Annotated in this window: 18 protein-coding genes; 10 read left to right on the top strand and 8 right to left on the bottom strand. The window is 71.2% G+C overall.

The features are described 5' to 3' along the window. Nucleotides 1–324: 324 nt before the first annotated feature. The 3 genes from ACZ7CF_RS21215 (at nt 325) to ACZ7CF_RS21225 (ending at nt 2,180) form a co-directional block, all read left to right on the top strand. Nucleotides 325–861, top strand: coding sequence for an MOSC domain-containing protein (locus ACZ7CF_RS21215; RefSeq protein WP_470370338.1), 537 nt, complete (start codon nt 325–327; stop codon nt 859–861). Next, nucleotides 858–1,580, top strand: a complete 723-nt coding sequence (locus ACZ7CF_RS21220; protein WP_360401346.1) for a polysaccharide deacetylase family protein — start codon at nt 858–860, stop codon at nt 1,578–1,580. Before ACZ7CF_RS21215 ends, ACZ7CF_RS21220 begins: the two co-directional genes overlap by 4 nt. A 114-nt stretch (nt 1,581–1,694) precedes the next feature. Next, complete coding sequence (locus ACZ7CF_RS21225) at nt 1,695–2,180, top strand: NUDIX domain-containing protein (RefSeq protein ID WP_470370339.1); 486 nt, start codon at nt 1,695–1,697, stop codon at nt 2,178–2,180. 30 nt (nt 2,181–2,210) lie between these two features. Here the strand turns inward: ACZ7CF_RS21225 and ACZ7CF_RS21230 are convergent, their stop codons facing one another. Next, nucleotides 2,211–2,960, bottom strand: a complete 750-nt coding sequence (locus ACZ7CF_RS21230) for an NPP1 family protein (protein ID WP_470370340.1) — start codon at nt 2,958–2,960, stop codon at nt 2,211–2,213. A gap of 201 nt (nt 2,961–3,161) precedes the next feature. Continuing rightward, nucleotides 3,162–3,527 carry a MerR family transcriptional regulator gene (locus ACZ7CF_RS21235; RefSeq protein ID WP_360401352.1) on the bottom strand — a complete coding sequence of 122 codons (366 nt, stop codon included), beginning with the start codon at nt 3,525–3,527 and terminating at the stop codon, nt 3,162–3,164. 57 nt (nt 3,528–3,584) lie between these two features. Between ACZ7CF_RS21235 and ACZ7CF_RS21240 the strand changes: the two genes are divergently transcribed. Beyond that, nucleotides 3,585–4,427, top strand: coding sequence for a polysaccharide deacetylase family protein (locus ACZ7CF_RS21240; RefSeq protein WP_470370341.1), 843 nt, complete (start codon nt 3,585–3,587; stop codon nt 4,425–4,427). Between the two features lie 49 nt (nt 4,428–4,476). Next, nucleotides 4,477–5,922 carry an argininosuccinate synthase gene (argG, locus tag ACZ7CF_RS21245; RefSeq protein ID WP_360401358.1) on the top strand — a complete coding sequence of 482 codons (1,446 nt, stop codon included), beginning with the start codon at nt 4,477–4,479 and terminating at the stop codon, nt 5,920–5,922. A gap of 49 nt (nt 5,923–5,971) precedes the next feature. Here the strand turns inward: argG and ACZ7CF_RS21250 are convergent, their stop codons facing one another. Further along, a complete protein-coding gene (locus ACZ7CF_RS21250) occupies nt 5,972–6,451 on the bottom strand; it encodes a hypothetical protein (RefSeq protein ID WP_470370342.1) in 480 nt (159 codons plus the stop codon). Nucleotides 6,452–6,517: 66 nt separating this feature from the next. Here ACZ7CF_RS21250 and ACZ7CF_RS21255 point away from each other — a divergent pair, with 66 nt between their 5' ends. Then, on the top strand, nt 6,518–7,174 hold the full coding sequence (locus ACZ7CF_RS21255) for a YwqG family protein (RefSeq protein ID WP_360389834.1): 657 nt from the start codon (nt 6,518–6,520) through the stop codon (nt 7,172–7,174). Here the strand turns inward: ACZ7CF_RS21255 and ACZ7CF_RS21260 are convergent. Then, nucleotides 7,155–8,369: an MFS transporter gene (locus ACZ7CF_RS21260; RefSeq protein ID WP_470370343.1), complete on the bottom strand. Its 1,215-nt coding sequence runs from the start codon at nt 8,367–8,369 to the stop codon at nt 7,155–7,157. The two genes, ACZ7CF_RS21255 and ACZ7CF_RS21260, sit on opposite strands and share 20 nt — an antisense overlap. An 82-nt stretch (nt 8,370–8,451) precedes the next feature. On the opposite strand from ACZ7CF_RS21260, the gene ACZ7CF_RS21265 reads away from it, so the two are divergent. After that, nucleotides 8,452–9,387, top strand: coding sequence for a LysR family transcriptional regulator (locus ACZ7CF_RS21265; protein ID WP_470370344.1), 936 nt, complete (start codon nt 8,452–8,454; stop codon nt 9,385–9,387). Here ACZ7CF_RS21265 and ACZ7CF_RS21270 read toward each other — a convergent pair. Beyond that, entirely contained in the window at nt 9,375–10,223 is an 849-nt protein-coding gene (locus tag ACZ7CF_RS21270) for a LysR family transcriptional regulator (RefSeq protein WP_470370345.1), read from the bottom strand. The two genes, ACZ7CF_RS21265 and ACZ7CF_RS21270, sit on opposite strands and share 13 nt — an antisense overlap. A gap of 69 nt (nt 10,224–10,292) precedes the next feature. Here ACZ7CF_RS21270 and ACZ7CF_RS21275 point away from each other — a divergent pair, with 69 nt between their 5' ends. From ACZ7CF_RS21275 to ACZ7CF_RS21285, 3 genes are all read left to right on the top strand, one after another. Beyond that, complete coding sequence (locus tag ACZ7CF_RS21275) at nt 10,293–11,153, top strand: EamA family transporter (protein ID WP_470370346.1); 861 nt, start codon at nt 10,293–10,295, stop codon at nt 11,151–11,153. 41 nt (nt 11,154–11,194) lie between these two features. Then, nucleotides 11,195–13,180 carry a neutral/alkaline ceramidase gene (locus tag ACZ7CF_RS21280; RefSeq protein WP_360389821.1) on the top strand — a complete coding sequence of 662 codons (1,986 nt, stop codon included), beginning with the start codon at nt 11,195–11,197 and terminating at the stop codon, nt 13,178–13,180. Nucleotides 13,181–13,327: 147 nt separating this feature from the next. Continuing rightward, nucleotides 13,328–14,263: an alpha/beta hydrolase gene (locus ACZ7CF_RS21285; RefSeq protein ID WP_360389818.1), complete on the top strand. Its 936-nt coding sequence runs from the start codon at nt 13,328–13,330 to the stop codon at nt 14,261–14,263. Nucleotides 14,264–14,326: 63 nt separating this feature from the next. Here ACZ7CF_RS21285 and ACZ7CF_RS21290 read toward each other — a convergent pair whose 3' ends face one another. The 3 genes from ACZ7CF_RS21290 to ACZ7CF_RS21300 are packed head-to-tail and all read right to left on the bottom strand — an operon-like array spanning nt 14,327 to nt 18,995. Next, a complete protein-coding gene (locus ACZ7CF_RS21290) occupies nt 14,327–14,749 on the bottom strand; it encodes a hypothetical protein (RefSeq protein WP_458431692.1) in 423 nt (140 codons plus the stop codon). A gap of 6 nt (nt 14,750–14,755) precedes the next feature. Further along, nucleotides 14,756–15,607, bottom strand: a complete 852-nt coding sequence (locus ACZ7CF_RS21295; RefSeq protein ID WP_470370347.1) for a universal stress protein — start codon at nt 15,605–15,607, stop codon at nt 14,756–14,758. Nucleotides 15,608–15,662: 55 nt separating this feature from the next. Continuing rightward, nucleotides 15,663–18,995 (bottom strand): CARDB domain-containing protein, encoded by a 3,333-nt coding sequence (locus tag ACZ7CF_RS21300; protein ID WP_470370348.1) that lies wholly within the window; start codon nt 18,993–18,995, stop codon nt 15,663–15,665. Nucleotides 18,996–19,020: the final 25 nt, after the last annotated feature.

Consider the following 19,020-nt stretch of genomic DNA (forward strand, 5'->3'; position numbering starts at 1 on the left):
TCGCCTCTCCTCGTTCGCGGACCCGTCCAACGTACCCGCACGGCCACAACGGGCCGCACGCCCGGCACGATCTCCGGCAGCACCACCTCCGCGCCGTAGCCGCCGAGCCACCCGCGGCAGGCGCCTCGACGACCGACGCCCAGGCCGAAACCGGCCAGGGCCAACGGGACAGCGCGGGCGTGAGTCCGGTTCGGCCGGTCAGGAGGCTCCTCGGCGGGCCGATGGCACGTACCGTGGACCGCATGGACGACCGAAGCGACCACCGGCGGAGATCCGGGACTTCCTCGGCACGCACCACCAGCGCACACACCTCGGCAACCGGCCATGGCACAACGGCTGCACCTGCCACTACCTGAGGCCGGGACGGCAACCGGGCAAGCGGTGGAGATCGTCGCGCTGCACGCCTCCGCCGTGCACGCCTACGAGGGCCGTCCGTCGGACGGGCCGCGTCCCGATCCGGGGCCCGTCTCGCACGACCACGTCGAGGTGCGCGCGAAGCTCGGGATCGTGGGGGACCGGTACTTCAACCACCCGGCGCACCGCAACGCGGCGGTCACGTTCCTCGCCGCCGAGTCGCTCGCGCCGTGGCCGGTGGACCCGCTGGTCGCGCGGCGCAACGTCGTGGTGCGCGGGTTCGACGTGGACGCGTTGGTGCGCGGCACCGCGTTCAGCCTCGACAGCGGTGACGGGCCGGTCCGGTTCGAGGTGCACCGGCCGGCGAACCCGTGCGCGTGGATGGACCGGGTGATCGCGCCCGGAGCGTTCAAGGCGTTGCGCGGCAAGGGTGGCGTGCGGTGCGTGCCGCTTGACGACGGGGTGCTGCGCGTCGGGACGGCGGTCCTCGGCATAGTGGGCGGATGAAGTGGTTGTCCCGCAAGCCGACGATCATCACCGCCGTCAGCGTGGTCGTCGTGCTGACCGCCGCCGTGGTGCTGTGGAACGTCAGCAGGTCGCGCACGTTCCAGTTCTTCGGTGACCTCGTGCACCGGGTCGAGACCACCGAGAACGTCGTCGCGCTGACCTTCGACGACGGTCCCGACCCGGCCGGTACGCAGCAGGTGCTCGACGTGCTCGCCGCCGAGGGCGTGACGGCCACGTTCTTCCTCGTGGGCCGCGACCTGGAGGAGCACCCGGAGCTGGGGCGCAGGATCGCGCGGGCCGGGCACGAGATCGGCAACCACACCTTCTCGCACGAGCGGATGTTCGGTGTGACACCGGGTTTCGTGGCGAAGGAGGTCGAGGACACCGACGCGGCGATCCGCAGGACCGGCTACAGCGGTGCCATCCACTTCCGGCCGCCCAACGGCAAGAAGCTCTTCGCGTTGCCGTACTACCTGGAGCAGCACGACCGGACCACGGTGATGTGGGACGTGGAACCGGACTCCGCGGGCACACCGCCGAAGGACCGGGTCGTCAGCGAGACGCTCGCGCAGACCAAGCCGGGGTCGATCGTCCTGCTGCACCCCATGTACGCCGGGCGGGACCAGACCCGGCAGGCGCTGCGGCCGATCATCGCCGGTCTGAAGGAGCGCGGGTTCCGGTTCGTCACGGTGTCCGCGCTCCTCGCCGCCCGCCGCTGACCCCCATGGCTTCACCGGCATCTGCAAGTACCAGACGCCAGCAGAGCGAGGTGGGCCGGGAAGGGAGCTCCTGGGCGAGTGGGACGACCGCGTGGCCGAGTAGCCTCCGCGGGTGTGGATCTTCTGCCGTACGCGGAGTACGCGGCGTCGCTGAGCAGGAAGCGCGCTGCGGCCGGGGTGCTGTTCCGCGACGACCGGGCGCGGGTCCTGCTGGTGGAGACCACCTACAAGCGGTGGTGGGAGATCCCGGGCGGTGCGGTCGACGCCGGTGAGGCGCCGTGGCGCACGGCGGTGCGCGAGGTGCGCGAGGAGCTCGGGGTGCAGCGGCCGCTCGGGCGGCTGCTGGTGGTCGACCACGTCCCCGCGGACGGGCCGATGCCGGAGGGGCTCGCGTTCGTGTTCGACGGCGGCCTGGTCACCGCGGCCGAGGTGGCCGCACTGGAGCTGACCGACCCGGAGATCCGCTCGGCCGGGCTGTTCCCCCTCGACGAGGCACGCGGCCTGCTGAAACCGGTGCTGGCGCGCCGGGTCGAGGCCGCGCTGCACGCCGTCGGCTCCGACGGGGTCGTCCTGTGCGAGCACGGGCGGCCGGTGCGCTGAGCCCGGAGACCGGGCCCAGCGCGGCACGGCTCAGGCGTGCGGGTCGAACGCGATGCCGGCGGGCTTGGCGCTCGCGAGGTTGCCGTTGAACGCGCTGTCCTTGATCGCCAGCGAGGCGCTGCCGAAGTCCGCGTTCACGAGGACGTCGCGCACACCGCCGGGGAACCGGTCCCAGCTCACGAGGTCCGGGTACTGGTAGACGCCGTAGTGGTTCTCCGCCTGCTCGTTGTAGCCGGCGAGCCGGAAGCAGTGCGTGCTGGCGCCGTCCTTGTGGTAGATCACCTTCGCGTGGGTGCCCTCCCACTGCACCTTGTCGCGCGAGAAGGTGTTGTACTTGCCGTGCGCCGAGACCGAGACGTACTGGGCGACGTCGTTCTGCACCCAGACGACCACGTGCTCGATGTCGTGCCGGTGGCCGCAGCAGTCCCACAGCGGCACGGCCTGGTCCTTCTCGAAGTACAGGTCGTACAGGTAGGCGCACCAGCCGTTGTTGCACTTGGACCGGCTGTAGGAGTTGGTGTTGTCCAGGTCCGACTGGTCGTGGCAGTCGCCGTTGAGGGCACCCGAGTTCTTCAGGCCCGGCGCCACCTGGCCGGTCGGCGAGATCGCCGGGGTCGGGTAGCAGCCGTCGCCGTCGTAGTCGAACGCCGGCTGCCACTTGCCGTCCTCCGCCGTGAAGTTCGCGGGGATGGCGCGGGGCGGGTCGGCGAGCGCGACGCCGGGGAACAGCGCGGTGACCAGCAGTGCGCCGAGCAGGGCAGGCAGGAGCTTCTTCCTCACAGGGCCTCGATTCCGGGAGCAGGGGAGCGGAGAGGCGTGCAGGCAAAAGGTTGTACATGAACAGCGTTCACGTCTAGGTGGTTCACTGAATCTTTGCCGTACCGGGAAATTCACAACGCCGGGATCAGCTCGCGGCCGGTGACCGCGAACGACTCGACGGCCGGGACGGTCACGACGAACTGCTCGAAGACCTGGGCGTGCCTAGGTGTTTTCTCCTCGGGCGGTGTCGATCACGTCGTCGAGCACCGCGCGGGTCGTGCGCAGGTCGGCGATCATCCGGTCGATCCGCGCGCGTTCGTCCTCCAGTTCGGCGACCAGCCGCGGTGTCGCGACCTCGGACGGGCCGCCGTCGGCGTCGCGCAGGCACGGCAGCAGCGAGAACACCTTCCTGCTCGACAGGCCCGCCGCGAACAGCTCCTGGATGCGGACCACCCGGTCGACGGCGCCGTCCGGGTACTCGCGGTGCCCGCCCGCCGTCCGCGTCGGCGCCAGCAGGCCCTGCTGCTCGTAGTAGCGCAGCGACCGTTCGCTCACGCCCGTGCGCCGCGCCAGCTCGCCGATGCGCATCTCCGCCTCCGGAACGGACTTGAACCTGACATTGATGTCAACTCCTACCGTCGGGACATGACGGAGAACAAGCTCTACGACTACTCGCCGATCATCGACCGCCCGCCGCTGGCCTGGCCGAACGGCGCGAGGGTCGCCGTGTACGTCGGCTTGAACGTGGAGCACTTCCTGCTCGGCACGCCGTCCACGAGCATCTGGCCGGGCACCGCCGAGCTCACGCCCGACCCGCTCAACCACGGCTGGCGCGACTACGGCCCCCGCGTCGGCATCTGGCGCACCATCGACGCGCTCGACCGCCACGGCCTGCGCGCCAGCGTCCTGCTCAACTCCCTGGCGGCGAGGCGGTACCCGCGGATCGTCGAGGCCGGCGTCGAGCGCGACTGGGCGTGGCTCGCGCACGGCGAGACGAACTCCAAGCTGCACACCGGCCTGACGGAGGAACGCGAACGCGAGGTGCTCGCCGGGGTCGTGAACACGATCGAAGATGCGACCGGCATCCGGCCGCGCGGCTGGATGGGGCCGGGGCTCACCGAGACCTCCCGCACGCCGGAGCTGCTCGCCGAGCTCGGGCTGAGCTACGTGCTCGACTGGACCGCCGACGACCAGCCGTTCCGGCTCACCGTCCCGGGCATGATCAGCGTGCCGTACTCGGTGGAGCTCAACGACCTGATGCTGCTCGACCGCTCCGGGCCGGACTTCCTGCGGATGGTCGAGGACCAGTACGAGGTGCTGCACGCCGAGGGCGGCCGGGTGCTCGCGCTGGCGCTGCACCCGTTCGTCACCGGTCAGGCGTTCCGGCACAAGTACCTCGACCGGGCGCTCGCCCACCTCGCTGCCGCACCCGACGTGTGGCTCACGACCAGCGACGACATCGCCGAGCACTACCTGAGGCACAACTAACAGCCACCCCGGTGTGCATGTTCATACACAGTCGTGCATAATCATTGTCGTGTCCAAGGTGCTCACTTCACTTCCCGCCGGCGAACGCGTCGGCATCGCCTTCTCCGGTGGTCTCGACACTTCCGTCGCGGTCGCGTGGATGCGTGAGAAGGGCGCGGTGCCGTGCACGTACACCGCGGACATCGGTCAGTACGACGAGCCGGAGATCGACAAGGTCCCCGGCCGCGCGGGCACGTACGGCGCGGAGATCGCGCGTCTCGTGGACTGCCGCTCGGCGCTCGTCGAGGAGGGGCTCGCGGCACTGGCGTGCGGCGCGTTCCACATCCGCTCCGGTGGCCGCGCGTACTTCAACACGACCCCGCTCGGCCGCGCCGTCACGGGCACCATGCTCGTGCGCGCCATGCTCGACGACGACGTCCAGATCTGGGGCGACGGCTCGACCTACAAGGGCAACGACATCGAGCGGTTCTACCGCTACGGCCTGCTCGCGAACCCGTCGCTGCGGATCTACAAGCCGTGGCTGGACGCGGAGTTCGTGACCGAGCTCGGCGGCCGCAAGGAGATGTCCGAGTGGCTGCTGGAGCGCGACCTGCCCTACCGGTCGAGCGTCGAGAAGGCGTACTCCACCGACGCGAACATCTGGGGTGCGACGCACGAGGCCAAGTCGCTCGAGCTGCTCAACGAGGGCATCGAGATCGTCGAGCCGATCATGGGCGTCAAGTTCTGGGACCCGTCGGTCGAGATCGCCGCCGAGGACGTGACCATCGGGTTCGAGCAGGGCCGCCCGGTCACCATCAACGGCAAGGAGTTCGGCAGCTCCGTCGACCTCGTGCTGGAGGCCAACGCGATCGGTGGCCGCCACGGTCTGGGCATGTCCGACCAGATCGAGAACCGCATCATCGAGGCCAAGAGCCGCGGCATCTACGAGGCGCCCGGCATGGCGCTGCTGTACATCGCCTACGACCGCCTCGTGAACGCGATCCACAACGAGGACACCGTCGCGAGCTACCACACCGAGGGCCGCAAGCTCGGCCGGCTGCTGTACGAGGGCCGCTGGCTCGACCCGCAGTCGCTGATGATCCGCGAGGCGCTGCAGCGCTGGGTCGGTTCCGCGGTCACCGGCGAGGTCACGCTGCGGCTGCGCAGGGGCGACGACTACTCGATCCTCGACACGTCCGGCCCGGCGTTCAGCTACCACCCGGACAAGCTGTCGATGGAGCGCACCGAGGACTCGGCGTTCGGCCCGGTCGACCGCATCGGCCAGCTGACCATGCGCAACCTCGACATCGCGGACTCGCGCGCCAAGCTGGAGCTCTTCGCGGGCCTCGGCATGGTCGGCACCCGCCAGTCCGAGCTCATCTCGGCCCAGGTCGAGCCGACGAAGCTGATCGGCGACGTGCCCGACGGCGGCGCCGAGGTCATCGCCTCGCGCGGTGAGGTCTCCGAGGCCGACGCGCTGCTCGACGCGGCCGCGATCGAGTCCGGAACCGACTGACGTCCCGTGCCGGCGGGGGTGGGCGATCTCCTCGCCCACCCCCGCCGGGTCACGTCTGCGGCCACATCGAGTAGATGACGTTGTCCTCGTCGGCGCACACGACCTGCGGCATGATCCCCTCGGGGGCCTGGTTGCACGACATCGGGCCGATCTCGACCGGCGGCATGCCGGACATCGGCTCCCGGCGCTCGGTGTAGTAGTCGACCAGCACGGCCGCTGCCTGGTCGCAGTTCAGCCTCCCCGCGGGGGTCTCCACCACGACGGCCAGCATCGGCTTGCCGCGGGCGCCGGCGAAGGGGCGGTCGCAGAACTGCGAGGGCAGGCTCTCGTACTGCTCGGGAGGCACGCCGTCCAGTGCGGTCGCCTTGCCCGCCGTGGTGGTCGGCGTCTCCACCTGCCTGGTCGTCGGGTCGGCCGCAGTGGTGGTGGTCGTGGTGGTGGTGTCCGCGCCGGTACCGGACCCGGTGACCTCCGAGGTGCAGCCCGTCGCGAGGACGGCCAGGAGCACCGGTGTGATCAAGAACCTCATGCCCGCTGAGGTCGGTGCCGACCGCGCCATCGTTACCCCGCTGCCCGGCCGCTAGCCTTCCGGCTCGTGCCGACCACCGACGAACAGGCGCGTCCCGCGGTGTTGCTGAACCCGCTGGAAGGCGATCCGACCGACGCCGACAGCCACATCGGCGGCCCGGTGCTGTGGCCGATCGACGAGCCGTGGCCGTGGTGCGACGGTGCCGCGCACGACCCCGCGAGCGGGGGCGAGCCGTTCGTCGGCGCCGTGCAGCTCTACCGGCGCGACTTCCCGGAGCTGCCCTTCCCGGACGGCACCGACGTGCTGCAGGTCTTCCTCTGCACCCTGCACCACGACCTCCCGCACGCCTACGGGCCGGACGTGCGGCTGGTGTGGCGCGACTCCGCGGCGGTGGTCGAGCTGGTCGAGGAGGAGCCGGAGCCGTCTGCGCAGGAGGAGCTCTACGTCCCCACGGTCAACGTGCTCGAACCCATCCGGTACACCGAGAGCGCCGAGAAGGTCTCGGGTGGCACGAAGATCGGCGGCTGGACCGCGTGGTGGCAGAGCGGCCCCGTCGAGTTCCACTGCCCCGAGTGCGGTGCGCTCCAGCGCCAGACGCTGTCGCTCGCGACGCACGAGCCGTCCGGTGACGACGTCGAGTGGGTGTTCGGCCGCGAGGGGAACCTGAACGTCTTCACCTGCACCGCGGACGTGCGGCACCCGGTCACGACGCACGTCGACTGAGCACCGCCACCCCGGCCAGCAGCACGAGCAGGAGCCCGGCGAACCACGTCATGGCGGTGGTCGGCGCGAGCCAGCGGGTGGCCAGGCCGATCGCCAGCGACGGCACGCTCATGCCCAGGTAGGCGAGGAAGAACAGACCGGCCAGCGCCTCACCGCGGCGTGCGGGGGCCGCCATCGCCGCGACCGCGCCCACCGAGGACTTGAACTGCACGCCCGCGCCCACCCCGGCGACCGCGCCGCCGAGCAGGAACAGCGGGAGGCTTGTCGCGGTCATGCCGGCCACGACCAGCACGACGCCGAGCGCCTGCCCGCCGAGCCCCGCACCGCGACGGGCGGCGGGGGAGAGGCCGCCGGTCGCGGTCTGGGCGAGCGCGGCACCGCCGAAGACGATGAACACGACGAGCCCGGCCAGCGTGCGGGACGGGTGGTGCAGCTCGCCCGCCACGAAACCCGTGGAGACCGAGGAGAAGACGCCGAACACCGCGAACGAGGACACGGCGCCGGCCGCCGCGGCGAAGTAGGCCCTGCGGTCGCCGTGGTCCGCGCTGATCCGCTGCGGGCGGTAGGGGACCCGGCGGCGTTGCACGGTCTCCGGCGTCAGGGCGACGGCGGCGAGGGCCACGACGAGCAGCCCGGCCAGCACGACGTACGGGGTGCTCAGCGGGGTGGCCGAGTGCTGCGCGAGCACACCCGCGAGCAGGGCGCCGGTGCCGAGGCCGCCGATGTTCGCCGCGGTGGAGACGATCTCGAACCGGCGCGGGGAGGCACCGGGGCGGTGCCGGGTGTGCAGGTCGTGCAGGTAGGCGGTGGCGGTCGCGGCGATCATGCCGACGCCCAGCCCGTTGACCACGCGGGCGACGACCAGGACGGGCAGTGCCGTGCTGGTCAGGAACAGCACGGCGGAGACGACCTCCAGGCCGAGCGCGGGGAGCAGGACCTTCTTGCGGCCCACCCAGTCCGAGACGTGACCCGCGAGCACGAGGCTGATCACGACGCCGGCCGCGAACGCGGCGAACACGACGGTGACGGCGAAGGTCGAGAACCCCTCGCGGGCCACGTAGAGCGGGAAGAGGGGTGCGGGCACGGTCGAGTAGGCCATCGCGACGGCGAAGGCGAAGGCGACGGCCCAGAAACCGCGGCCGTGGGGCTTGCTGGTGGCGGTCGGGGCGACCGGTGTTTCGAGGAGCACGGACATGCCCCCACCCTGCGCCCGGCGGACCATCACGTCCAACGAAAGTTGCAGCTCGCGATCATCACCTTCTGAGATACTCGCTGGTGTGGACCTCCGTCAGCTGGAGTACTTCGTCGCGGTCGCCGAAGAGGGCAACTTCACCCGCGCCGCCGCCCGCGTGCACGTGGTGCAGTCGGCGGTCTCGGCCGCCATCAAGACCCTCGAACGCGACCTCGGCGCGCCGCTGCTCGACCGCAACTCCAAGCGGGTGCTGCTGACCGACGCGGGGGCGGCGCTGCTGCCCAGGGCGCAGGCCGTGCTGGACGCCGCCACCGAGGCCAGGAACGCCGTCGCGCAGGTGAAGGACGGGCTCACCGGCACGGTGCGGATCGGCACGCTCACCGCGATGACCCTGGTCGACCTGCCCGGCCTGCTCGGCGAGTTCCACCGCCGCCACCCCGGCGTGCAGGTGCGCACGCGTGCGGCGACCGGGGGTTCGGTGGGGCTGGTCGAGCAGCTGCTGGACCGCAGGCTCGACCTCTCCTTCGTGTCGCTGCCGGGGGAGGTGCCCGCCGGGATCGTCCTCGACGAGCTGGCGCACTCGGTCATGGACCTGGTGGTGCCCGACGACCACCCGCTGGCGTGCCGGCAAGAGGTGCCCATCACCGACCTCGCGGGCATGGACTTCATCGACTCGCCGCTGGGCTACGGCAACCGGGCCGTCGCGGACCGCGCGTTCACCGCGGCCGCCGTGCCGCGCCGGGTGACGCTGGAGATCTCGGACATCGTCACCGGCGTCGACTTCGTCCGCAACGGGCTGGGCATCGCGTTGCTGCCCGGCTACGTCCTCGGTGGCGCGCGGGGCGTGGCGACGCTGCGGGTGACCGGTGCGGACCTGCGCTGGCCGATCGGGCTGGCCCGGCCCACCGACCGCGCCCCGACCGCGGCGACCAGGGCGTTGATCGCGGTGGTGCACGAGGTGATGGCGCGACGGGCAGGTCCGCACCGGACGGGAACGGGAGCGCTTCCTCACCCCCGGTAGGCCTCGCAGGCCAGCGCGACCAGGTCCGTGAGGTGCCGCGGCGGCTGGTCCTTCCACCACGCGAGCCACACCGCGATCGGCGGCGCGTCCCGCACGACCCGGTAGGCGACGCCGGGACGCGGGTTGAGGTTGGCGGTGGCCTCCGACGTCATGCCGACGGCCTGGCCCGCCGCGATCAGCGTCAGCCACTCGTCGACGCTGCTCGTGGTGCGCACGACTGCGGGTGCCCCGCCGGGCTGCCACAGGTCCAGCGTGGTGGTGCCGGTGCGGTCGTCGATCGCCATCGCGTACTTCGCCAGGTCGGCGAGCTTGAGGGAACGCTTGCGCGCCAACGGGTTGTCCGTCGCGACCACGCCGTAGCGGCGTTCGGTGCCGAGCAGGGCCGTCTCGAACCTGGGGTCGTCGAGCGCGCGGCGGACCACCGCGACCTCGGCCGCGCCCTCCGCGAGGCCCGCTGACGCCGAGTTCGAGTGCACGAACACCAGCGGCAAGCCGGGATGGGCCGCGGCCCAGGCCTTCTGCACGCGCCGCGTGTGCCGGCCGAGCGCGGCCCAGGCGTAGCCGACGCGCAGCTCGGTGCGGGACTGCTCGACGACCAGGTGCAGGTGCGCGACCTCGTCCAGCACGCGGCGGGCACCGGCCAGCACCTGCGTGCCGGTCGGGGTCAGCGCCACGTGCCGGGTGGTGCGTTGCAGCAACCGGGCACCGAGTGCCGCCTCCAGCGCGGCGACCGACCGGGAGACCGACGCCTGCGTCAGGCCGAGCGTGGCGGCGGCGTCGGTGAACGTGCCCGCGTCGACCACCGCCACGAACGCGCGCAGGTGCCGGAGATCCATGCGTTCAGCGTATAGGTCGTGCGGCTCATGCATTTCCCGCATCGATGCGGCCGACGCAGGCTGGTGCGCATGAAGAGCACGGGAGCGTTCGCGACGATGACCGCCAGCGCGGCCAGCAACCAGCTCGGCGCCGCGGTGGGCGCCCACGCGTTCGCCGCCATCGGACCGGCCGGGGTGGTGGCGGTGCGCCAGTTCGTGGCCGCCGCCGTGCTGCTGCCGATGGCCAGGCCCAACCTGCGCCGGTTCACGTGGGCGCAGTGGTGGCCGACGATCGCGCTCGGTCTGGTGTTCGCGACGATGAACCTCAGCCTGTACATGGCGATCGACCGGATCGGTCTCGGCCTCGCCGTGACGCTGGAGGTGCTCGGGCCGCTCGGCGTCGCGCTGGCCGGGTCGCGCACGCGCCGCGACGTGCTGTTCGTGCTGGTCGCGGCGGTCGGGGTGTACGTGCTCGTGCTGCCCGGCCCGAGCAGCGACTACCTCGGTGTCGGCCTCGGCCTGCTGGCCGCGGGCTGCTGGGCCGCCTACATCCTGCTCAACCGGCTGGTCGGCGCGCGGCTGCCGGGGTTGCAGGCGCCCGCCGTCGCGACGGCGATGTCGGCGACGCTCTACGTCCCGGTCGCGGTGCTGCTGGTGGTGCACGGGAAGCTGACCGGGATGTCGGTCCTGTACGCGATCGGCGCCGGTGTCTTCTGCAGCGTGGTGCCCTACGCGGTCGATGTGATCGCTCTCAGGAAGGTTCCCGCGCGCCTGTTCGGGCTGGCGATGAGCGTTCACCCGGTGCTCGCCGCACTGGCCGGGCTGGTGGTGCTCGGGGAGGAGCTGGCACTACACCACTGGGCCGGGATCTTGCTCGTCGTGACCGCCAACGCACTCGCCGTCACTTGCTCGAAGTGGTCTGGATCACCTACCGTGGCTCCTGAAATGTGAATCCCATTCACTTCAGCGGGGTGTCCATGCGGACAGCAGTCATGACGGTCGTTGCGGCACTGGCGGGAGCGGCACTGGTCAGCGGACCGTCCGCGTGGGCGGAACCCGAGCCCTACCTCGTCGGCCGCGGCATCTCCGACGTCACCGGCCCGGCCGCCGAGAACGGCATGATGGGCTACTCGAAGTTCGACCAGAAGACGACCGGCATCCACCAGCGGCTGCGGTCGCGGGCCTACATCGTCGTCGACCGCGCCACGAACAAGCGCGTCGCGTACGTCAACGCCGACCTCGCGATGATCTTCCGCGCGGTCCAGGAGGGTGTGCTCGCGAAACTCCAGCCGCGCTACGGCACCACCTACACCCGCGAGAACCTGCTGCTGTCGGCCACCCACACGCACTCCGGCCCCGGCGGCTACTCGCACAACCTCGCCTACAACCTGTCGATCCTCGGCATGCAGCCGCAGGCGCTCGCCGCCGTGGTCGACGGCATCACCGAGTCGATCGTCGAGGCGCACGAGGACCTCAGGCCCGGTTCGGTGTCGCTGGGCTTCGGCGAGCTGACCAACGCCTCGGTCAACCGGTCGCGGGTGGCGTTCGACCGCAACCCGGACAAGGGGTTCTTCCCGCAGGGCATCGACCCGCAGATGACCGTGCTGCGGTTCAGGCAGTCCGGTGCCGACGTCGGCGCGATCAGCTGGTTCGCCACGCACAACACCTCGGTCACCAACGCCAACACGCTGATCTCCCCGGACAACAAGGGCTACGCGGCCTACCAGTGGGAGCACGACGACGAGGGCGTGCGGTACCTGGACAACGCACCGGGCTTCGTCGCCGCCTTCCCGAACACCAACGCCGGCGACATGTCGCCGAACCTCAACCTCAAGCCCGGCTCCGGTCCCACCGAGAACGAGTGGGAGAACGCCCGCATCATCGGCGAGCGCCAGAACCGCAAGGCGCAGGAGATCTACAACGGGCCGCGCGCGGAGCTGTCCGGCGGGGTCGACTCGCGGATGCGGTTCGTGGACATGTCGACCGTGCAGGTCGAGGGCCGCTACACGACCACCGGCCAGCCGGGCACGACCTGCTCGGGCGTCGTCGGCGCCTCCACCATCGCGGGCAGCGTCGAGGACGGCCCCGCGATCCCCGGCTTCTCCGAGGGCATGCAGTCGCCGCTGAAGAAGCTGTTCGAGCCGCTGAACGTCGAGGTGCCGCAGTGGCTGCGGGACTGCCAGTTCCCCAAGGCGTCCCTGGTGCCCACCGGTCTGGTCGCGGCGACGCCGAACGTGCTGCCGCTGCAGCTCGTCCGCATCGGCCAGCTGCACCTCGTGGCGGTGCCCGGTGAGGTCACGATCACCGCGGGCCTGCGCATCCGCCAGTCGGTGGCCGCCGAGCTGGGCGTGCCGGTGCGCACCGTCCTGATCCAGGGCTACGCCAACGACTACAGCCAGTACGTCACCACGCCGGAGGAGTACGACTCGCAGCAGTACGAGGGCGGCTCCACCCTGTTCGGCCGCAACACCACGCCCGCCTACCAGCAGGAGTTCGGCAAGCTGGCGGCGTCGATGAAGAACGGCACCACGCTGCCCGCCGGTCCGGTGCCGGGCAGGCCGCCGTTCACCGACATCAACCTGCAGACCGGTGTGGTGCTGGACGACAAGCCCGCCGACAAGAGCTACGGCTCGGTGCTGAACGCGCTCAAGCCGTCCTACGCGCGCGGTGAGACCGTCACGGCCGTGTTCGTCACCGGGCACCCGAAGAACAACCTGCGCCGCAACGGGACGTTCCTGGAGGTGCAGCGGCAGGTGAACGGCACCTGGGTGCGCGTGGCCGACGACGGCGACTGGGCGACGCGCTACCGGTGGGAACGCGTCGGGATCGCGTTCTCGAACGCCACGATCACCTGGCAGGTCCCGGCGGACACGCCCGCGGGCACCTACCGGATCGTGCACCACGGCGACGAGAAGTCCGGCTGGACCGGGAGGGTCACCGGCTTCACCGGGGCGACCTCCGCGTTCACGGTCGGCTAGACCGCCTGTGCGGGGAGGTGGCGGGGCACGTCCGACGACGTGCCCCGCCGCAGTTATTCCGGGCTGCGATGAGGCAGTGATTACGTTGTGTACGATTTAATCGCGCACTAGTTTTATGGCACCACCCCGGAACGCCAGGAGGAAGTCATGAAGCGCCCCGTCCTCGAACCCGCCGCCGCCGAGTTCGCCGCCGCCACCGCGAAGCCGCCGTTCCTGTCCGACCTGGGACCGGAGGAGGGCCGCAGGACGGTCGACGAGGTGCAGTCCGGTGAGATCGCCAAGCCCGAGGTCGACGAGGAGTGGGTCGAGCTCGACGGCTTCCGGGTCCGCGTCGTCAAGCCGGTCGGTGCCACCGGCCCGCTGCCCGTGGTCCTCTACATCCACGGCGCCGGCTGGGTGTTCGGCAACGCCCACACCCACGACCGCCTGGTCCGCGAGCTCGCCGCGGGCACCGGCGCGGCCGTCGTGTTCCCCGACTACTCGCTCTCGCCGGAGGCCCGCTACCCGGTCGCGATCGACCAGAACTACGCCGCCGCGCGCTGGGTCGTCGCCGAGGGCGCCGCGCACGGCCTCGACGCCACCCGCATCGCCGTCGCCGGTGACTCGGTCGGCGGCAACATGAGCGCCGCGCTGACGCTGCAGGCCAAGGAACGCGGCGACGTGCCGCTCAAGGCCCAGGTGCTGTTCTACCCGGTGACCGACGCGTCCTTCGACACCGACTCCTACCTGCAGTTCGCCGAGGGCTACTTCCTGCGCCGCGACGCCATGCAGTGGTTCTGGGACCAGTACACGACGAACCCGGTGGAGCGCGCGGAGATCACCGCGTCCCCGCTGCGCGCCACGACCGAGCAGCTCGCCGGGCTGCCGCAGGCACTGGTGATCACCGCGGAGGCCGACGTGCTGCGCGACGAGGGCGAGGCCTACGCGGACAAGCTGCGCGAGGCAGGCGTCCCCGTCACCGCCGTCCGCTACGCCGGTGTGATCCACGACTTCGTGATGCTGAACGCGCTGCGCGGCACGCACGCCGCCGAGGCCGCGATCAAGCAGGCGGTCGCGTTCCTGCGCGAGGCGCTCGCGAAGTAGTCACGGCCCACGACCTCCGGTCCTGCCACCGCGCGTGGCAGGACCGGTCGCCGTCCGGGCCGGTCAGCCGCCGGCCCGCTGCGTGCGCGTGACCTGGAACGGCGTGCCCTGCTGGCAGGTCGTCATCGCGCCGGGCTCCGCACGCCCGCTCACCTCCACCACGGCACCGGCCACCGCGATGGCGGGGTCGGCGCCGAGCAGGAGGTACTGGGCGGTGCCCGTGTCGAGCAGCAGGCACCCGGACTCCACGCCACCGGAGACCGTGCCGCGCACCGTCATCCCCGGCTCCAGGGCACGCGACGGCGTCGTCCTGGGCGGCAACGGGGTCGAGGAGGGCGGGAGCGGCGCGGGGAGGCTCGATGACGCCGCCGGTGCGGACGTCGAGGGTGTCGGGGTCGTGACGCTCGAACCGGGGACCCCCGGTGGTTCCGCGCCGGCGCATCCGGTCAGGGCCAAGCACGTCACCAGCACGGCCACCCCGCGCATCTCACGTCACCTCCGGTGGACCACCGCGACCGGGCACGGCGCGTGGTGCAGCACAGCGTGGCTCACCGAGCCCAGAATTGCACGTGCCACGGCGCCGCGGCCGTGACTTCCCACCGCGAGCAGGGCGGCGCCGTCGGCCGCCTGGAGCAGTGCGCGGGCCGGTGCCTCGAACGCGACCTCCGCGGCCACCTGGACGGTGGGGTGGCGTTCCCGGTGCGGGGCCAGCTGCTCGTCGAGGACCTTCGCGAGGTCCGCGCGCACGTGGTCCCAGTCCTGCTCGGGCAGCTCCGCCCAGCCGACGTCGGTCCACGCGTAGACCGCGAGCAGGTCGCGGCCGTGGCGTTCGGCGAAGGAGAACGCGAACTCGATGGCCTCCGCGGACGTCTCGGAGCCGTCGATGCCGACGACCACCCGGCCGTCGAGCGGGCCGCTGCGGGTCACCACGACCGGCCGGCCGCCGATCGAGACCAGCTCGGCGGCGGTGGAGCCGAGGAACATCTCGGCGAGGCCGGTGCGGCCGGAGGAACCGAGCACCAGCAGCTCACCGGGCTCGTCGGCCAGCACGTCGACCGGGCGGCCGATCTTCACGTCCGTCGAGAGCTGCAGCGAGGGCCAGGTCTGCCGGACCTCCTGCGCCAGCTCGGCGAGGTGGTCCTCGGCTGCGCGGGCCATCGTCTCCTCGGTCACGAACTCGGGGACCGGGGCGGACACCGGCGTGAACACCGGTTCCGGCAGCGGGGCCCGCACACCGTGCACCACCCGCAACGCCGCCCCGCACCGGGAAGCCTCCTCCGCGCCCCACAGCACCGCGCGCCTCGCCTGGTCAGAGCCGTCGAACCCGACAACGACCGTCGACATGGAAAACCACCTCCAAACGGGGTAATACCCGCTTGGAGGTGGTTCTAAAGAGGATCTACCGGTTGATGACGAACTGCGAGCCCGGCTCGATCGTGACGTCACCGTCGCGCGAGTTGGTGATCGTCACGTTCGTCAGCTTCGCCGAACCGCGGGCCTGGGCCATCGCGAGGATGCCGGAGCCGTTGTTCGACCTGTCGATGCGGACGTTGGTGATCTGCACGTCCGGCATGCCGGAGCCGCCGCCCTTGAACTGGATCCCGTCGTAGGTCGAGTCGAGGATCTCGGTGTCGCGGATGACGACGCCGGGGATCGGCAGGTTCTGCGAGAACAGCGTGATGGCGCCGAACTCCTGCGCCTCACCCCAGAACGCGCCGCCGGTGCGGTACAGGGCGTTGTTGGCGAGCGTCGTCGTCCCGCCGAAGGGCAGCGGGTCGTGGTCGGTCGCCAGCATGATGCCGGGGTAGTTCGCCGTGTCGGAGATGATGTTGTTCTCCGCGCGGTTGTTCGACCCGCCGTAGATCGCGATCCCGTTGGCACGCCACGGAAGCGCGATCGTGTTGTTCAGGAACGCGTTGCCGCTGCCGGCATCGGTGTTCTGGTCCTTCACGTACTTCGACGCCCACACGGCCAGCGCGTCGTCGCCCGTGGTGCGGAACGACGAGTTGAAGACCGTGGAGTTGCGGGTGCCGTTGGTGAAGTTGATGCCGTCGGCGTAGGTGTCGCGGATGCGCATGCCGCTGAACTGCAGGCCGTCGCCGGGGTTCCAGCGGTCGGGCAGGTTGGTGTAGTCGCGGCCGACCCAGACGCCGACGTTGGCGTGCTCGATCCACACGTTGGTGACCCTGGTGTTCTTGCCGAACCGGCCGTTGAGCCCGACACCGCCCTCGGCACCGCCGTCACCGCCGCGGATCCGGCCGGAGCCGAAGATCGCGATGTCGGAGATCTGCGTGTTGTCGTCGACGTCGAACCCGAAGTTGCCCTCGTGCGGGTGGTTGATCGTGCCCGCGTCCTGCGGCTGGATCAGCGAGAACAGCTGCGAGTGCCACATGCCGGCGCCGCGGATCGTGACGTTGCGGATGCCGACCTGGTTGTCCCCGCCGCTGTTGAACACGGTGAGGATCTTCTTCTCCTGGCGGAACCGGCCGGCCGGGATCCAGACGCAGGGGATCTCCCCGTTCTGGTCGGCGGTCACGGCGCGCTGCAAGGCGTCGGTGTCGTCGGTCTGGTCGTCGGCCGTGGCACCGTACTGCGTGATCGACACGCACTCGGCGGGCTTCTGCGCTGCCGGTGCGACCTGCTCCAGGTCGATCAGGTCGATCACGTAGAACTGCGCGGTGTCACCGGAGTCGCGCTGCAGCTTGAACTTCGTGCCCGCGGGGTAGGAGCTCGCGAGCAGCGCCTGGGACTCGTCGAACAACCGGCGGGCGTCGCCACCGGGGCGGTTCGTGAGGCCCTCGGGGTCGTCGGTCGTGCCGTAGAGCCAGCTGTGGCGCGAGGAGAACGTCAGCTTCCGCACGAACTGGTCGTTGGCGTACAGGCTGATCGTCGCCTCCTGGCCGCCGCCACCGGCCGCGTCCGGGATGGAGTTGCGCACGACGATCGAGTTCGTGCTGACCGTCGAGGTGATCTCCACGAACTGACCCTGCGCGTCGAGGCGCACCGACTTGCGGCCAGAGGACTCGGAACCGAAGTTGGTGTGCCCGAACGTGCGCTTCGCGTCGGCCTCCAGCAGCGTGCCGTTGTGGCGGCCCGCTTCGGCCTCGTAGCTCGTGAACGGCACCGACGCGCCGCGTCCGACCACGATGGACCGGGTGGCGGTGTTGTTGTTCTCGTTGGTCTCCGCCACCACGTTGGTGGCGTCGGCGGTCGCGGTGGCCGTGGCGCCGCCGTTGGTGGCGGTCCAGGTGCCGACGGTGACCGTGACGGTCTGACCGGCGTTGATGGCGGAGGTGGTGGCGTTCAGGGTGCTGCCGCCGACGACCACGCGGGTCACCGAGGCGCCTGCCGCCGACGTGCCGCGGTTGGTGACCTGCACCGCGAACGTCACCTGCTGGCCCGCCGCCGGGGACGACGGGTTCGGCGTGACGCCGGTGACCTGCAGGTCCGGACCCGGTGCCTGGCCGACGACCAGGGGCGAGCCGGAGGTGAAGGTGTTGTTGCCCTCGTTGGTCTCCGCGACCTGGTTGGCCGGGTCGACGGTGGCCGAGACCGCGTACGACCCGGCGCCCCGCCGGCCGGCGCTGACGGTGACGGTGGTCGTGGCGCCCGCCGCGAGCGCGCCGACCTGCGCGGTGCCCGCGGTCGTGCCGCCGAGCGCGACGTTCAGGGTCGTCGCGCCGGAGGCGACCGTGCCGCCGTTGCGCACGGTGGCGGAGAGACTGATCGAGTCGGCCTCACTGGGGCTGGCCGGCGACCACGTCAGGTTCGTGACCGTCAGGTCGGGCGCCGGTGCGGAGGAGCCGAACACCTGGAACTCGGCGACCTGGCCGCCGGGCGCGCCCGTGTTGGAGTAGAAGTGCAGCCGCACGTCCGACGCCCTGCCGCTCACCGCGATGGTGACCGTGTTGCCGGTGGCCGGGTCGAACCGGTGGTCCGCCCGCGCCTTCAGCGTCGCGAACGCGGTCGCGCTCGCCTCCCGGCCCAGCACCTCGAAGTTCTGCGTCCGCGCACCCCACGCCGAGTCGGGGTTGAGCTTCACGACGACGGAGGTGATGTCCGCGTTCGAGCCCAGCTTCGCGGTCAGGTGACCGGGCAGGCCGTTGGACTCCCAGTACGAGCCGGTGCTGCCGTCGACCGCGTTGGCGGCGACGAAGTCGTGCACGTGCCCGGACTCCTCGACCGGCTTGCCCGCCGCGAGGTTGGCGCCGGTGGGCGGCGGGTCGACCGAGCCGGACTCGCCGTGCACCTCGAACTCGCTGAGCTGCGCGGCCTGCCAGCCGGTGTTCGCGGTGACCGTGACGCGCACGTACCGGACGCTGGTCGCGCCGAAGTCGAGCGTCACCGTGTTGTTCGAGCCGGGCGAGAACACCCTGCCACTCGACCCGGTGAGGTCGCTGAACTGCGAGCCGTTGGAACTCCCTTGCACGGCCAGCGTCTGCGTGCGCTGCTCCCAGTTCGAGGGCAGCCGCAGCACGACCTTGCTGACGCTCTTCGCGGCACCGAGGTCGGCCTGCAGCCACTGCGGGAATGCGCCGTTGGCGCTCTCCCAGTAGCTGCCCTGGTTGCCGTCACCGGCGTTCCCGGCCCCGTACGGGCCGTTGCTGCTGGACGCGGTCAGGTTCGCGGACAGGCGGACGACCGCTGCTCCCGCCGTGGGTGTCAATCCGAACAGTGCGAGTGCGCTGACGACCGCAGCGCTCACCGCACGCCTCATGAGCGTGGATTTCATGGACTTGTCCTTCGCGGCAGGGGTA

It is taken from the genome of Lentzea sp. NPDC036955 (assembly GCF_055608005.1).

Excerpts from the sequence above, each read along its gene's own strand:
- ACZ7CF_RS21215 (WP_470370338.1), top strand. The coding sequence starts at position 325 with ATGGCACAACGGCTGCACCTGCCACTACCTGAGGCCGGGACGGCAACC.
- ACZ7CF_RS21220 (WP_360401346.1), top strand. The coding sequence starts at position 858 with ATGAAGTGGTTGTCCCGCAAGCCGACGATCATCACCGCCGTCAGCGTG.
- ACZ7CF_RS21235 (WP_360401352.1), bottom strand. The coding sequence starts at position 3,527 with ATGCGCATCGGCGAGCTGGCGCGGCGCACGGGCGTGAGCGAACGGTCG.
- ACZ7CF_RS21240 (WP_470370341.1), top strand. The coding sequence starts at position 3,585 with ATGACGGAGAACAAGCTCTACGACTACTCGCCGATCATCGACCGCCCG.
- ACZ7CF_RS21250 (WP_470370342.1), bottom strand. The coding sequence starts at position 6,451 with ATGAGGTTCTTGATCACACCGGTGCTCCTGGCCGTCCTCGCGACGGGC.
- ACZ7CF_RS21260 (WP_470370343.1), bottom strand. The coding sequence starts at position 8,369 with ATGTCCGTGCTCCTCGAAACACCGGTCGCCCCGACCGCCACCAGCAAG.
- ACZ7CF_RS21270 (WP_470370345.1), bottom strand. The coding sequence starts at position 10,223 with ATGGATCTCCGGCACCTGCGCGCGTTCGTGGCGGTGGTCGACGCGGGC.
- ACZ7CF_RS21275 (WP_470370346.1), top strand. The coding sequence starts at position 10,293 with ATGAAGAGCACGGGAGCGTTCGCGACGATGACCGCCAGCGCGGCCAGC.
- ACZ7CF_RS21280 (WP_360389821.1), top strand. The coding sequence starts at position 11,195 with ATGACGGTCGTTGCGGCACTGGCGGGAGCGGCACTGGTCAGCGGACCG.
- ACZ7CF_RS21285 (WP_360389818.1), top strand. The coding sequence starts at position 13,328 with ATGAAGCGCCCCGTCCTCGAACCCGCCGCCGCCGAGTTCGCCGCCGCC.
- ACZ7CF_RS21290 (WP_458431692.1), bottom strand. The coding sequence starts at position 14,749 with ATGCGCGGGGTGGCCGTGCTGGTGACGTGCTTGGCCCTGACCGGATGC.
- ACZ7CF_RS21295 (WP_470370347.1), bottom strand. The coding sequence starts at position 15,607 with ATGTCGACGGTCGTTGTCGGGTTCGACGGCTCTGACCAGGCGAGGCGC.
- ACZ7CF_RS21300 (WP_470370348.1), bottom strand. The coding sequence starts at position 18,995 with ATGAAATCCACGCTCATGAGGCGTGCGGTGAGCGCTGCGGTCGTCAGC.